We start from the raw sequence: 14,169 nt of genomic DNA, 5'->3' as shown, positions 1-14,169 counted from the left end.
TCAGGCTTGCATCTGTGTTCTGTACAGCTCGGCGAGTTCCTTGAGGAACTGCCGGGTCTCCTGACGCTCCAGCGCGGCGCCGCGCAATCTGTCCCAAGAGTCCACGAAGATGTTGAAGTCCTTGACGTCGTCGAGGTACAACCCGCCGGCGGAATGTTCGATGTAGACGAAATCCCTGGTGCGGTCCGGGAAACGCATGATGGTGAAGTCGTTGGGCACCGCGGCGAGCCGCGCGCCGAACGGCAGCACGTGCACGTACACACGCGGATGCTTGTCCAAAGCCAACAGATGCTCGACCTGGTCCAGCATCACCGCCGGGGCGGAGCCGCCGGGAGCGCGGCGCAAGGCGCCCTCGCTGATGATGAACCGGTAGTACGGCGGTTGTTGCTGCTCGAAGACGGCCTTGCGGTCCAAGCGGTTGCGGACCAGCGATGTGACGTCGGTGGCGCCGGCTTCGGTGAACTGCTTGAGCATGTAGTGCTCGGACTGCAGCGGGCCGGGGATGCGCTCGCCGTGCCAGGTGAGGATCTCCGCGGCCGCGGGTTCGAGGTCGGTGAAGGTGCGGAACCAGTGCGGCACCACGGATCGGTAGCCGGACCAGTGGCCGCGCTGCCCGGCCGCGGCGCGGGCCAGGTTCATCAACGTGTCGGCCTCGTCGCCGTTGATCCCGAACGCGTTCAGCATCGATCGCACATCCCCGAGCTTGACCCCGACGGCACCGGACTCGATCTTGTTGACCTTGCCCTGGGTGCAGCCGAGCACTTCGGCGACCTGCTGCTGTGTCATCCGCGCGGCGTTGCGGGCATGCCGGAGCTCGTTCCCGAGCTGCTTCCGGCGCGAGGTGACGGTGCTGGCCATCGCCTTGCTCTCCCGGACCACATAGACCAGGACCGCGGCTGCCCGCCGTCCTGCGCGCGAATACTCGAACCCACCCAGGGTACTTCACCTTGCGGGGTTCGATGATGACATTGCGCAGCGTTCCAGGAAACGGCCGAAAACACCAGTCACCTGGTACGTCACCCTGGTGGCGGAGCGATCTCGTCACATTTCGGGCACGGCGGTCGGGCATAGTGACCGAGTGGACCAATCCCCCTTCGCCAGGCAGGTCACCGATGGTGTGTTCGGGTACGTCCAGCCCGACGGCTCGTGGTGGATCAACAACTGCGGCTTCGTCGCCGCGGGCGATCACACGGTGGTGATCGACACCTGTTCGACCGAACGGCGCACCAGGGCGCTGCTGGCGACGGCGGAGTCGACCGCCGGGGCGCCGGTGACCACAGTGGTCAACACGCATCATCACGGCGACCACACGAACGGCAACTACCTGGCGACCGGCGCGACGATCGTCGGGCACCGGAAGACGCGCGAGGTGATGGTCGCGACCGGGATCAACACCTACGAGAACTCGTTCACCGGGAACGACTGGGGCCATCTGGAGCTGCGGCCGCCCGAGGTGCTGTTCGACGACAGGCTGACCGTGCACGCCGGCGACGTCCGGCTGGAGCTGATCCATCCCGGGCACGCCGCGCACACCACCAACGACGTACTCGTCTGGCTGCCGGAGCGGCGGGTGCTGTTCGTCGGCGACCTGATCTTCAACGGCGGCAGCCCCTTCGCGCTGATGGGCTCGCCCGCCGGGTGGCGGAAGGCGCTGGAGTTGGTCCGCTCGCTGGAGCCGGAGACGATCGTGCCGGGCCACGGCCCGGTGTGCGGCCCCGAGGCGATCGACGTCGTCGACGGATACCTGGGTTTCCTGCAGAAACTCGCGTCGTACGGGAAGGCCGCGGGGCTGACGCCCCTGCAGGCCGCTCGCGAAGCGGATCTGGGGCCTTACGAGACACTGTCCGAACAGGAACGGCTTCCGGCGAACCTGCACCGGGCTTATGCCGAACTGGATGGCCTGGAGTGGGGTGGGGCGATCGATCTGGGGGCGGCGCTGGCGGACATGGTCACCTTCAACGGTGCGCCTATCCGGTGCTTCTCCTGACGCCGGCGCTCTCCTGCGGCAGGTGTTGCGAAAGCCACTTTCGCAACCTTCAACGTTGCGAAAGTGGCTTTCGCAACCCTCCCGGCCGCTGCCCGCGTCCCCGCACGCCCCGAAGGCCACCTTTGAGACGTCCAGAGTCCCAAAAGCTCCCTTCAGGACACCCGAAATCCCGCCCAGTGCCCCACAAGCAGCCCCCACCCGTCCCTGGGGGGCGACCCCGAACCCAGCGTACCGCCGCAAGCGCCCTCTCAGGCCGCGCGAGCCGAGTTGTCCACAGGCGGGCCCGGTTGTGGACAACTCCCGGTTGATCCCTTCTCGCCCCGGCGCCGTATCCCTCAACGGGGATAGGCTCGGCACGGGAATCGAAGCGGAAGGGTGCGGATGAGCAAGAAGGCGAGCATCGGGGTCACCGGCCTGGCGGTCATGGGCCGCAACCTGGCCAGGAACCTCGCGAGGCACGGGCACACGGTGGCCCTGCACAACCGCTCCGAGCAGCGGACGAAGGAACTGGTCGAGCAGTTCGGCGACGAGGGCGACTTCATCCCGGCGTATTCGGCGCAGGACTTCGTAGACGCGCTGGAGCGTCCGCGCCAGGTCGTGATCATGGTCAAGGCCGGCGCGCCGACGGACGCCGTGATCGACGAATTCGTCCCGCTCCTCGAGAAGGGCGATGTGATCGTCGACGCGGGCAACGCGCATTTCGCGGACACCCGGCGCCGCGAGGCCGCGCTGCGTGAGAAGGGCATCCACTTCGTCGGCACCGGTGTGTCCGGCGGCGAGGAGGGCGCGCTGCACGGGCCGAGCATCATGCCGGGCGGGTCCAAGGAGTCCTACCAGTCGCTCGGGCCGCTGTTCGAGGACATCTCGGCGAAGGTCGACGGCGAGCCGTGCTGCACGCACGTGGGCGCGGACGGCGCCGGGCATTTCGTGAAGATGGTGCACAACGGCATCGAGTACGCCGACATGCAGTTGATCGCCGAATCGTTCGACCTCCTGCGCGGCGCGGGCGGCTACTCCCCCGCCGAGATCGCCGAGGTCTTCCGCACCTGGAACTCGGGGCGGCTCGATTCGTACCTGATCGAGATCACCTCGCAGGTGCTGGCCCACACGGACGCCGCGTCCGGCAAGCCGTTCGTCGACATCGTGGCGGACCAGGCCGAGCAGAAGGGCACCGGCCGCTGGACCGTCCAAATCGGACTGGACCTCGGCGTGCCGATCAGCGGCATCGCCGAAGCCGTCTTCGCCCGTTCACTGTCCGGTTCGTCGAACCTGCGCGAGGCCTCGCGCGGTCTCGGCGGTCCCTCGCGCGCCCCGCTGACGGGGTCCGCTTTGGACACTTTCGCGGACGACGTCGAGCAGGCGTTGTACGCGTCGAAGGTGGTGGCGTACGCCCAGGGCTTCAACCAGATCCAGGCGGGCGGCGCCGAATACGGCTGGGACATCGACCTCGGCAAGGTCGCGTCCATCTGGCGTGGCGGCTGCATCATCCGCGCGAAGTTCCTGAACGACATCACGGCCGCGTATGCCGAAGAGCCCGCGCTGCCGACGCTGCTGACTTCGGGCGGCTTCCGCAAGGCCGTCGAGGACGCCCAGGACTCCTGGCGTTCGGTGATCTCGACCGCGGTGCGGCTGGGCATCCCGACCCCGGGCTTCTCGACCGCGCTGGCCTACTACGACGGTCTGCGCGCGGAGCGGCTCCCCGCCGCGCTGGTGCAGGGGCAGCGGGACTACTTCGGTGCCCACACGTACCGCCGCGTCGACCGCGAGGGCTCGTTCCACACCGCCTGGGCCGCCGACGGTCGCCCGGAATCCCCGGCCTGACAAGTGCTGAAGGGGACTTTCCCCGCATAAGACGCCACGAAGGGGCCCTTCACCGCATGGCATGCGGTGAAGGGCCCCTTCGTCAACTCGCGATCCGCACATTCGGCCGGACCCGAGCAGCGGCTGCGGCGTGGGCTGCCCGCAACTCGGCGACCACCTTGTCCGGCTCTGTCCGCAGCCGCGACGGCAAGGTCTGGAGAACCAACACGCCCGCCACCGCGTACCGTCCGTTCCTCGCCAAGGTCCGGTCGAAACCGTCCACGACCTGGAGATGGAACGACAGCGAGTCGACCTCCCAGGCCAGCCCGACATCGTCGAACCAGGCATCCGGTTTCGCGACGAACCGGCCTTCCCCGTCGTACAGCTTCTTGTTCCACACCGGTTCCGGCAGACCGGACCGCTCCCAGACTCGCCGGGCGTCCATCTCGGCGACCGACTCCTGCCCGGAAGCCAGTTCCGAAAGGACCAGCCGAGGCACCGCGCTTCCCCGTTGGCTGCCGTGGGCCAATTCGTGGGACAGCCGCTCGAAAGAGCTGTACCTGCGCTGAACCACTTCGCTCATCAGGGCCCGGACTGGCCTGACTTCCGTTTGCCTGCGAGAGACGTCGAGGGTCGCGCGAGTGACGTCTGCCAGCGGGCGACCACCCCGGTTCACGGTTCGGGGCAGCCGTTGTGTCCGCTCGACGACCACGTAGCCGTAGTTATGGAGTTTCCGCTCATGCGGCACGAGAAGGTGGATCTCGTCACCGGTGTCGGGCACATTTCGCAGGCCGTGGATCCGGCAAGCTTCACCACCGGTGAGCAGAGCGGACTCGCCGCCGTAGAGCATCGCCGCGGCGACCTGCTGCTCGCGCGAAGGTGGTGCGTTGAAGAGAAGGACGATGCCGGGTAAAAGTCTCGTCCAAGGGCCGCTGGGTCCGCATCTTCGGTACGCAGTGGTCGACGAGACGCCCATCTCTTGAAGGCGCGCCACTCGGATGACGCCGTGGTCGCTGTTCGCCATCAGAAGTTCAGGGGTGTCGCCCCATGATCCTTTTTTCATTCTTCGATCGTGGGGCCGGCCACGAGTTCTGCCCAGACCCGATTTCCGAACCTGTGGATAACCAGGGTTCCTGTGGATAGCTGCTGAAGGGGACTTTCCCCGCATCACATGAGACGAAAGCGTCCTTCACCGCGTCTGACGCGGTGAAGGACGCTTTCAGCCCTCCCCGCGTGCAGCGACGATCTCCGCCAGCGCCCGCACGATCACCGCTTCGGTGTTGTCCTTCGTGAGGCCGAGCCCGGTCAGGAGGTCGTCGCCGAGTTCGAACAGGGCCAACAGGATGTGCTCGGTGCCGATGTAGTTGTGCCCGAGCCGCAGCGACTCCCGCATGGTCAGCTCCAGCGCTTTCTTGGCCTGCGCGCCGAACGCCATCTTCGCCGCTTCCACCGGTTCGGCTGCGGGTTCGGGCAGCTTCGCCTCCGCGGCCTCGCGGACGGCTTCGAGAGTCACCTTCTGTGCCACGATCGCCCCGGCGGCGAGCGCCGCCGGTTCGGAGAGTAGCCCGAGGACCAAGTGCACGGGCTCGATCTGCGGGCTCTTCGCCGACACCGCGGCGTCCCGCGACGCGACGACGACGTGCCGCGCCCGATCGGTGTAGCGGCTGAACACCTTCACCAGGTCTTCCAGCGACGAGCCACTGGAGTCGACAAAGCGCTTCTGTGCCGCTTGCTTGGAAACCCCCATGTTCTTGCCGATTTCGGTCCAGGACGCGCCGGAACGACGCGCCTGGTCGACGAAGTGGCCGATCAGATGGTCGGCCACTTCGCCGAGGTGCTCGCCGAGGAAGACCGCGTCGGACAGCTGGCCGAGCACGTCGCCGTCGGGATGCTGCTGCTTGATGTGGGAGATGAGGTCGTCGAGCCGGACCGGATTCGTCATGCCGTCAACTCTAGGTTGACGCTCACCAATCGTCAACCACGGGTTGACGCGAAGGTCGCCTTGAGATCGAAGCCGTTGGCCTCCAGCGTCTCGAATCGTGGCGCCGGGTCCGCGGCGAACAGACGGCGCGCGGCGATGTGGTCCGGCGGCCGGTTCACCGACTCGACCCCGGCGAGCACGCCGTCGCGGAACGACAGCACCGAGAACTTCCCGCCCTCCCGATCCCCGGTCACGACGGTCTTCTCCGCCCCGGTCAGGATCCCGGCGATCTGCAGTTTCGCGCCGAGCTGGTCGGTCCAGAACCACGGCAGGCTGTCGTAGGGCGCGGGTTCGCCGGCGATGACGGCGGCCACCGCCCGCGCCTGGTCGACGGCGTTCTGCACCGACTCCAGCCGCGTGGCCGTACCCGCCTGGACACACGGGAAGTTCGCGCAGTCCCCGACCGCCGAGATCTTCGGGTCGCTCGTGCGCAGGTGCTCGTCGACGACGACACCGTTCGCCACGGCGAGCCCCGCCCCTTCGGCGAGCCGTGTCCGCGGCTCCACGCCGACCCCGACCAGCACCAGATCGGCGGGCAGCAGGCTGCCGTCGCTCAGTTCGACCTCGGCCACCCGGCCCTCGCCACGCAGCGCGGCGACGCCCTTGCCGAGCAGGATCGTGTGGCCGGCCTCCTCGTGCAGGTCGGCGAAGTACGCCGAGACCTCCGGCGTCGCGACGCGGGCCATCAGCCTGTCCTGCGCCTCGACGATCGTCACGGGCCGCCCGGCGTGCGCGGCGAACTCCAGCCCGATGAACCCGCCTCCGACCACGACCACGTTCTCCGCGCTTTCCAAAGCGGCCCGCAGCACGTCGGCCTCGTCCTTGGTGCGCAAGGTGAACACGCCGTCCAAAGTGGACCCGGGGACCGGCAGGACGCGGTTGACCGATCCCGTCGCCAGCACCAGATGGTCGTACTCGTGAGCGCTCCCGTCTTCGAGCACCACCTTCGCCTCGTCGCGATCCACCGACGCGACGCGGCCCGGGATCAGCTCGATGTTCTTCTCCGCGAAGAAGTCCTCGGGCCGCAAACGCAGCTGGGCGTCGCCCGCGGTCCCGGCGAGATAGCCCTTCGACAACGGAGGCCGTTGGTACGGCAGCCCGGGTTCGTCACCGATCAGCACCACCCGCCCGCCGAACCCCTTGTCCCGCAGCGAGGTCGCCACCCCGAACCCGCTCTGCCCGGCCCCTACGACGAGGACGGTCTCCATCGGCGCTCCTTCCGTTGTGCCCGACCTCCATTCAACACAGCTCCGGCCTTTTCGACACGTGATCCGCACGCGGCGAACGCGCTACGGTCATGCCCATGAGCCGTCCCGAGGTCCACCCGGTGGACGCCCACCCGCCGCTGCCGAAGCTGACCTTGCTCGGCCTCCAGCACATGACGATCATGTACGCGGGTTCCGTGGCCGTCCCGCTCGTCGTGGGCAGCGCGCTGAAACTGGACGCGGCGACGATCGCGTTGCTGGTCAACGCGGATCTGCTGGTCGCGGGTATCGCGACGCTGATTCAGGCGATCGGGATCGGGCGGATCTTCGGCATCCGGCTGCCGGTGGTGGCGGGCGCGACGTTCACCGTGGTCAACCCGATGATCATGATCGCGTCCCAGTACGGCATGCAGGCCGTCTACGGCGCGATGATCGCGTCGGGTGTGTTCGGCCTGCTCATCGCCAAACCCTTCGCGAAGATGATCCGGTTCTTCCCGCCGCTGGTTTCGGGCACGCTGCTCATGGTCATCGGCATCTCGCTCATCGGACCGGGCGTCGGCCTGATCGCCGGCCACGACACGGGATCGCCGGATTACGCGAAGCCCGCCAACATCGCGCTGGCGTTCGGCGTGATCGCGGTGATCGTCCTGTTCACCCGGGTCCTGCGCGGATTCGCGAGCCAGATCGGCCCGCTGCTGGCGCTGCTGATCGGCCTGCTCGCGGCGGTCCCGATGGGACTGGTGAACTTCAAGGGGATCGCCGACGCCGACTGGTTCGGCCTCGCGTCGCCGTTCCACTTCGGCCCGCCGACCTTCCCGATCGCGGCCGTGCTCTCGATGTGCGTCGTGATGCTGGTGACCTACACCGAATCCACCGCGGACCTGGTCGCCGTCGGGGAGATCACCGGCCGGCCGGCGACGGACTCCGACCTCGCGCGCGGTCTCGCCACCGATGGTCTCTCGGCCATCCTCGGTGGCGCGATGAACTCGTTCCCGGACACGGCTTTCGCGCAGAACGTCGGCCTCGTGCAGATGACCGGGGTGCGCAGCCGCTGGGTGGTCGCGATGGCGGGCGGCCTGCTCGTGCTGATGGGTCTGGTGCCGAAGGTCGGCGCCTTCGTCGCGGCCGTGCCGGAGCCGGTGATCGGCGCGGTCGCGGTGGTCATGTTCGCGATGGTCGCGGCGGTCGGCGTGCAGAACCTGAAGAAGGTGGAGTTCTCCGGCAACCACAACACCTTCATCGTCGCGGTGTCGGTCGGGGTCGGTCTGCTTCCCGCGTTCGCCACGAACCAGTTCGGGAATTCGATCTTCTTCCAGCACTTCCCGGCGTGGTTGCAGACCATCTGCGGCAGCCCGATCACGGTCGCCGCGATCGTCGCCTTCACCCTCAACCTGCTGTTCAACCACCTCGGCAAACGCCGAGATCCCGACCTACTGCAGGCGCCTTAACAGAAGAGCCACTTCGGCCACAGATTGCATTCCTCCGTCGGCGTCGTCGAGGGCGGCGGCGGAGTCGGGTTGGGCGGCTGCGGAACGACCGTGGACCCGGTGGTCCGCGGCGGATCCGCGGGCCCGTTCGACGACGTCGGCGTGGCGGGGTCCGGCGAGTCGGACGTCTGCGCGGCCGAACTCGACGTACGGCGGCTGGACGTCGTCTTGCTGGGCCGCGTCGAGGTCCCGCCGTCCCCGGTTTCGACCGTCTCGGTGGACGGAACGGCCGAAGTCGCGTCGGCTCCTCCGTTTTCCGAAGGCCGTTTCGGCATCTCGATGACACTGATCGGGTTCGGCGCCGCATTCTGTTCGGGATCCGCGTCGAACCCGACGAGAACGGCGGCCGCACCGCAGGCGACGACCACGGCGATCACCACCGCGATAACTCTCCAGCGTGACTTTGCCTGTGACTCCTCGTGGTCGTCCCAGCCCTCACGAATAAGCAGGTCGGCGACCGAAACATCGTCGTCATCCACCAGCTGAAACCTTTCGCACCGGGAACGAGCGAGGAGTAGTTTTACCGCAACTCACCGCCGAACGGGTGAAGTTAACCAAAAATTATTCACCCGATGGAACACGCCAGCGTAGGCCAGTCACACAGCGTGTATTCATATGCTTCCGCGCATATCGGCGTTGGCCCGCCTTCGGCTCGCGTATACAGCGCCCTCCGCGGGTGGTGTAATCGACGGTGCCAGCACCGGAAGAGGGGGTTCGGACGGATCATGGAGGCTGACGCCCTCGCCGTGCCCGGCGCCGGGAATTCCGGTCGTCCGGCAGGCGCGCCGCTCGGAAACGAGCCGCTCGGCGATCTCGGCCTCGCGGGCGACCACGCCGCCATCTGGTCGTACGACTTCGAGGCCGAGACCCTGTCCTGGCTGCCCGGACTGGAGAACCTCCTGGGCGGAGGCGCGCTCACCGAAGCCGAGATCGAGTCCAGGCTCGCCGATCTGGTGGCCCCGCTGACCGCCGGCACCCGCACCTCCCCGCCTTGGCGCGAGTTCGAACTCGAGCAGTCGTTCCGGAACCCGGCAGGCGAGATCCGCTGGGTCCGGCTGCGCGCCCGCACCATCGGCGACGACAACGGCTCGTCGGGGCTGCTCGGCATCGCCACCGACGTGACCGACGTCCGCGAGAACCGGCAGGCCCTCGAAGATCTCACTGACCGTTACCGGCTTTTGGTCGAACTCAGCCCCGACGCGGTCTGTGTCCACGAAGCCGGTGTTGTCACCTACGTCAACCGAGCCGCCCTCACCGCGCTCGGCGCGTCCTCGACCGCCGAGCTGATCGGGCGGCCGATCATGGACTTCGTGGCCGACGAGTCGCTCCCGGCCCTGCTGGACCGGATCGCGTCGCTGCACCGCCAGGGCGCGTCGACCGTTCCCGCCGACACCGTCATGCTCCGCCTCGACGGCACGAAGTACCTGGTCCAGAGCATTTCCGTGCGCACGACCTGGGAAGGCAGGCCCGCGTTCCAGGTCATCATGCGCGACATCAGCGCGCAGAAGGCCGCCGAAGCGACGCTGCGCTACCAGGCCGCGCTGATCAGCCACGTCAGCGACGCGATCATCGCGACCAGCGGCAGCGGCGTGGTGACCAGCTGGAACCCCGCCGCCGAGAACGTCTACGGCTGGACGGCGGGCGAGGCGATCGGCGGCACGGTGAGCGAGCTCGTCGGTGCCGCGCTCGACCCGGAAACGGTGCTGCGCAGGGGCGGCGTCATGCAGACGACCCACCGTCACCGCAACGGATCGACACTGGCCATCCGCATCTCCGCCGCCGAGATGAACGACGGTTTCGTCCTGGTCTGCGCCGACGAAACAGCCCGCCGGCGGGCAGAACAGCACTACAGCACGGTGGTCGCGTCGCTCGACGAAGGCGTGGTCGTGATCGGCCCTGGCGGGCTCATCGAATCGGCCAACCCGGCGGCGTGCCGGATCATCGGCGTCGGCCACGACGACCTCATCGGTGTCCCGTGCGTGACGCTGGAGCTGTACGACGAACAGGGCCGCATCCCGCCAGCCCGGATGCCTTCGGTGGTGACCCGGCGCACCGGGGCCACGCTGACCGGCCTCGTGCTGCGGCTGCGCAGGCCTGCCGGTGACGACGTCTGGATCTCGCTGACGTCGCGGCTGCTGACCCCGGAGGACCCGTCGGCCCAGGCGGTGGTCGCCTCCTTCACCGACATCACCGAACGCCGCGCCATCGGCGAGCGGCTCGCCCACGAGGCGACGCACGATCCGCTCACCGAACTCGCGAACCGCACGCTGGTACTGGACAGTCTCGCCGAGGCGCTGTCCGGCGCCGGCCGCGCCGAGCTGACCACCCTGCTGTTCATCGACCTCGACAAGTTCAAGGTGATCAACGATTCCCTCGGGCATTCCGTCGGCGACAAGGTGCTGCGCATCGCGGGCGAACGCCTGCGCCGGGGCATCGGCGAGAACGATCTCGTCGGCAGGCTCGGCGGCGACGAATTCGTCGTCGTCACCGCGGAGATCACCGAACCGGACGAGATCAAGGCGCTGGCGGAACATCTGCGCGAGGCGCTGACCGAGCCGATCACCGTCAACGGCAGGCAACTGCACATCGACGCCAGTATCGGCATCGTCACCGCGGCCAACGACGACACCCGGACCGCGGAAGATCTGCTGCGCGACGCGGATGTCGCGATGTACCAAGCGAAAACGCTCGGCCGGGCACGCTACGAGTTCTTCGACGTCGAGCTGCGCGAGCGGATGCAGCGGCGGCTGCGCATGGAGCAGGATCTGCGCGACGCCCTGCAGAACGAGGAACTCTGGACGGCGTATCAGCCGGTCGTGGACATCGAATCCGGCGAGATGGTCGCCGTGGAGGCGTTGCTGCGCTGGAAACATCCCGCGCACGGCACGATCTCGCCCGCCGAGTTCATCCCGCTGGCCGAGGAAAGCGACCTGATCAACCTGATCGGCAAGTACGTCCTGCGCACGACCACGCGCGAGATCGCCAGGCGGCGCGAGCAGCTCGGCATCGACCTGAACCTCAAGGTCAACCTGTCGGCCCGGCAGCTGGACGATCCGCATCTGGTCGCCGGGGTGCAGGACGCGCTGAAGACCACCGGCCTGCCGCCGCACGCGCTGACCCTCGAAGTCACCGAGAGCGCGCTGATGCGGGACCAGGCCGCGGCCGCCGAAGTCCTGACGTCGTTGCGCGATCTCGGTGTCTCACTGGCGATCGACGATTTCGGCACCGGCTACTCGTCGCTCGCCCAGCTGCAACGGCTCCCGTTGGATACGCTCAAGATCGATCGCACCTTCGTCACCGGCATCGCGGAATCGCGGGACGCGGCCGCGATCGTCAAGAGCATCATCGCGATGGCGCACGCCGTCGACCTGATCGTCGTCGCCGAAGGTGTCGAAGACGAAGAGCAGCTCACGGTCCTGCGTGAGCTGCACTGTGACCAGGCGCAGGGCTTCCATCTCGGTCGCCCCGCGCCGCCGGACGAACTTTTCGGAGCAGCTGGATGAGTGTCGAGATCAAAGCCGGAGAAGACCGCTACGACATCGTCGTGGACGGGAAGACCGCCGGGTTCCTGGAAACCCGCACGCGTACCGACGCGATCCTGTTCCTGCACACCGAAATCTCGGACGACTTCGCGGGCCAGGGCCTGGCGGGCAAGCTCGTGACCGCCGCGCTCGACGACGTCCGGGCGCAGGGCAGGTCCGTCCTGCCCTACTGCCCGTACGTGCGTTCCTTCATCGCGAAGCACCGCGAGTACGAGGACCTCGTCCCCGAGGACAAGCGCGCCGAATTCGAGCTCTGACCCCTCAGCTCGGGTAGATCTTCAGCAGTTTCGCGAGCTCGTCCTCGGTGAGGACGACGTCCAGTTCGCGCAGTGTCGCGTCGAGCCGCTCCGGCGGGATCGCGGTGGTCTCCTTGGTCCCGTCCGGACGTTCGACGATGAACTCCTCGCCGACCAATTTGCGGCTGAGCCCTTCCTCCAGTCGCATGACCACCAGCTGCCCGGTGAACGGCGACCGCGGATGTGTCGACGTGTAGTGGTGGTAGACCTCGTAGTCGATCCGGTGCATCGGCGTGAGCGTGAAGGCGTGCAGGTCGGTCCAGTCTTCGCCTTCCTTCTTCTGCAGGCGCCACCAGTCTCCCTCGGCGACGAGCCGGTGCGGCCAGCCGGCCTGATCCACGACCGCGCCGTCGACCAGTGGCATCGGCACCAGCATCCCGGCGCCGAAGCCGACGTCGACCAGGTGCTGCACGCCGTCCGCCTCGACCGCGAGCGTCATATGCGTGTACGGCCCGTTCTTCTGCGGCTGCACGCGCGCGACCAGGCGGCGCACGGAATAGCCGAGTTGCTCGGCGGCCGCGGCGAAAAGACTTCCGTGCTCGTAGCAATAGCCGCCACGACTACGGCCGACGAGTTTGCCGATCACGTCTTCGAGCGCGATTCCCTTGTGCTGCCCCAAAACAACGTCGACGTTCTCGAACGGAATGGCGAGGATGTGCGCCTTCGCCAGCTCGCGCAACGCTGCGGCCGAGGGCGTCGCGCGACTCTGACCGATCCGGCCGAGGTACGCGTCGAGGTCGAGGGTGCCGACGGTCCATTCGTCGACCTGCTCAGATGCGATTGTCATGCATCGAGATTGACACCTCCACCTAACTCGAAGTCAAGATCGGCCAACTGGTAACTGGCAACGGCCACCGACTTTCGTCACTTCCACGAACGAGTGACGATTGGCCACCCTTCCGGAGTGAACCGGTGAAACACACCGGTGTGGAAGGAGAAAGCAGATGAGGACTCGTTCCCTCGTCGCCGGTCTGCTGACCGGAGCGGCCGCCGTGCTCGGATTGGCGATGCCCGCTGCCGCCGCCCAACCGCCCTCGGGCGTACAGCCGCTGATCGTGGGTGGTGTGGACGCGACCGAGACCTACACCTTCATGGCGTCCATGCAGACCAAGAGCGGTGACCACAACTGCGGCGCGTCGCTGATCGCGCCGGAGTGGCTGGTGACCGCCGCGCACTGCGTCGAGGGCGAGCAGCCGTCGAACTGGCAGTACCGCATCAACACCACCGACCACACCAAGGGCGGCGAGGTCGCCGAGGTCGACAAGTTCGTGGTCCACGAGAAGTACGACGGCTCCGGCCCGTACGACATCGCCCTGGTGCACCTGACCAAGGCCGCCGAGGCGGCGCCGATCGAGATCGGCCAGTCGCCGCAGGCGGGTACCGACGTGCGCGAGATCGGCTGGGGCCTGACCTGCCCCACGCGCGGTTGTGGTGAGGCACCGGTGGTTCTTCAGCAGCTCGACACCAAGATCGCCGAAGACTCCGGCTGTTCCGGCTCCGGGGCCTACGACGCGGAGAGCGAGCTGTGCATGGACAACCAGGGCGGCAAGGCCAGCGCCTGCTACGGCGACTCGGGCGGCCCCGCCGTCGTGAAGGCCGGCGACAAGTGGACGCTGGTCGGCGCGACCAGCCGCGGCCAGACCGCCAGCTGCCCGGAGATGCCGGGCATCTACACCGACGTGACCGCGTTCACCGACTGGATCAAGCAGCAGACCGGCAAGTAGAAGACCGCACCGCGCGGTGGCGCCCGATGCTCCTGCGACATCGGACGCCACCGCGCTTTGCCGTGCAATCGGTCCCAGGCATGAAAAAACCGCCTCGATGTGCATCGAGGCGGTTCGTCGAGCGGTGGCCAGGGCCGGGGTCGAACC

The 14,169-nt window shown here is 67.7% G+C and carries 13 protein-coding genes; 7 read left to right on the top strand and 6 right to left on the bottom strand.

Annotated features, from left to right (window positions below; translation table 11 throughout):
* Positions 1-858, bottom strand: coding sequence for a helix-turn-helix domain-containing protein (locus AMK34_RS19215; RefSeq protein WP_037335949.1), 858 nt, complete (start codon positions 856-858; stop codon positions 1-3).
* Positions 859-1,078: 220 nt separating this feature from the next.
* On the opposite strand from AMK34_RS19215, the gene AMK34_RS19210 reads away from it, so the two are divergent.
* Positions 1,079-1,987, top strand: coding sequence for an MBL fold metallo-hydrolase (locus AMK34_RS19210; protein WP_073846193.1), 909 nt, complete (start codon positions 1,079-1,081; stop codon positions 1,985-1,987).
* Positions 1,988-2,368: 381 nt separating this feature from the next.
* Complete coding sequence (gene gndA / locus AMK34_RS19205; RefSeq protein WP_038520275.1) at positions 2,369-3,808, top strand: NADP-dependent phosphogluconate dehydrogenase; 1,440 nt, start codon at positions 2,369-2,371, stop codon at positions 3,806-3,808.
* 82 nt (positions 3,809-3,890) lie between these two features.
* Here the strand turns inward: gndA and AMK34_RS43485 are convergent, their stop codons facing one another.
* Entirely contained in the window at positions 3,891-4,286 is a 396-nt protein-coding gene (locus AMK34_RS43485) for a hypothetical protein (protein WP_228694755.1), read from the bottom strand.
* Between the two features lie 240 nt (positions 4,287-4,526).
* Here AMK34_RS43485 and AMK34_RS43480 point away from each other — a divergent pair, with 240 nt between their 5' ends.
* Positions 4,527-4,700 (top strand): hypothetical protein, encoded by a 174-nt coding sequence (locus AMK34_RS43480; protein ID WP_241832799.1) that lies wholly within the window; start codon positions 4,527-4,529, stop codon positions 4,698-4,700.
* A 306-nt stretch (positions 4,701-5,006) separates the two neighbouring features.
* Here AMK34_RS43480 and AMK34_RS19195 read toward each other — a convergent pair whose 3' ends face one another.
* Positions 5,007-5,729: a Clp protease N-terminal domain-containing protein gene (locus AMK34_RS19195; RefSeq protein ID WP_073846192.1), complete on the bottom strand. Its 723-nt coding sequence runs from the start codon at positions 5,727-5,729 to the stop codon at positions 5,007-5,009.
* 32 nt (positions 5,730-5,761) lie between these two features.
* The gene (locus AMK34_RS19190; protein WP_038520282.1) at positions 5,762-6,976 is read right to left on the bottom strand and encodes an NAD(P)/FAD-dependent oxidoreductase; all 1,215 of its coding nucleotides are present in this window, start codon (positions 6,974-6,976) and stop codon (positions 5,762-5,764) included.
* A 95-nt stretch (positions 6,977-7,071) separates the two neighbouring features.
* On the opposite strand from AMK34_RS19190, the gene AMK34_RS19185 reads away from it, so the two are divergent.
* A complete protein-coding gene (locus tag AMK34_RS19185; protein ID WP_073846191.1) occupies positions 7,072-8,421 on the top strand; it encodes a nucleobase:cation symporter-2 family protein in 1,350 nt (449 codons plus the stop codon).
* Here AMK34_RS19185 and AMK34_RS19180 read toward each other — a convergent pair.
* Positions 8,418-8,939, bottom strand: coding sequence for a hypothetical protein (locus AMK34_RS19180; RefSeq protein ID WP_038520286.1), 522 nt, complete (start codon positions 8,937-8,939; stop codon positions 8,418-8,420). The two genes, AMK34_RS19185 and AMK34_RS19180, sit on opposite strands and share 4 nt — an antisense overlap.
* 246 nt (positions 8,940-9,185) lie before the next feature.
* On the opposite strand from AMK34_RS19180, the gene AMK34_RS19175 reads away from it, so the two are divergent.
* Both AMK34_RS19175 and AMK34_RS19170 read left to right on the top strand, forming a co-directional pair.
* Positions 9,186-11,963, top strand: coding sequence for a sensor domain-containing protein (locus tag AMK34_RS19175; RefSeq protein ID WP_038520288.1), 2,778 nt, complete (start codon positions 9,186-9,188; stop codon positions 11,961-11,963).
* Complete coding sequence (locus tag AMK34_RS19170; RefSeq protein WP_037333121.1) at positions 11,960-12,259, top strand: GNAT family N-acetyltransferase; 300 nt, start codon at positions 11,960-11,962, stop codon at positions 12,257-12,259. Before AMK34_RS19175 ends, AMK34_RS19170 begins: the two co-directional genes overlap by 4 nt.
* 4 nt (positions 12,260-12,263) lie before the next feature.
* On the opposite strand, the gene AMK34_RS19165 is transcribed toward AMK34_RS19170, so the two are convergent.
* On the bottom strand, positions 12,264-13,085 hold the full coding sequence (locus AMK34_RS19165; RefSeq protein WP_073846190.1) for an arylamine N-acetyltransferase family protein: 822 nt from the start codon (positions 13,083-13,085) through the stop codon (positions 12,264-12,266).
* A gap of 157 nt (positions 13,086-13,242) precedes the next feature.
* Here AMK34_RS19165 and AMK34_RS19160 point away from each other — a divergent pair, with 157 nt between their 5' ends.
* The gene (locus AMK34_RS19160; protein ID WP_038520293.1) at positions 13,243-14,022 is read left to right on the top strand and encodes a S1 family peptidase; all 780 of its coding nucleotides are present in this window, start codon (positions 13,243-13,245) and stop codon (positions 14,020-14,022) included.
* Positions 14,023-14,169: the final 147 nt, after the last annotated feature.

The sequence above is a fragment of the Amycolatopsis sp. CB00013 genome (assembly GCF_001905755.1).
Taxonomy (GTDB): Bacteria; Actinomycetota; Actinomycetes; order Mycobacteriales; family Pseudonocardiaceae; genus Amycolatopsis; species Amycolatopsis japonica.
The sequence above is the reverse complement of the archived record's forward strand: the minus strand, read 5'-3'. Positions and strand labels throughout refer to the sequence as shown.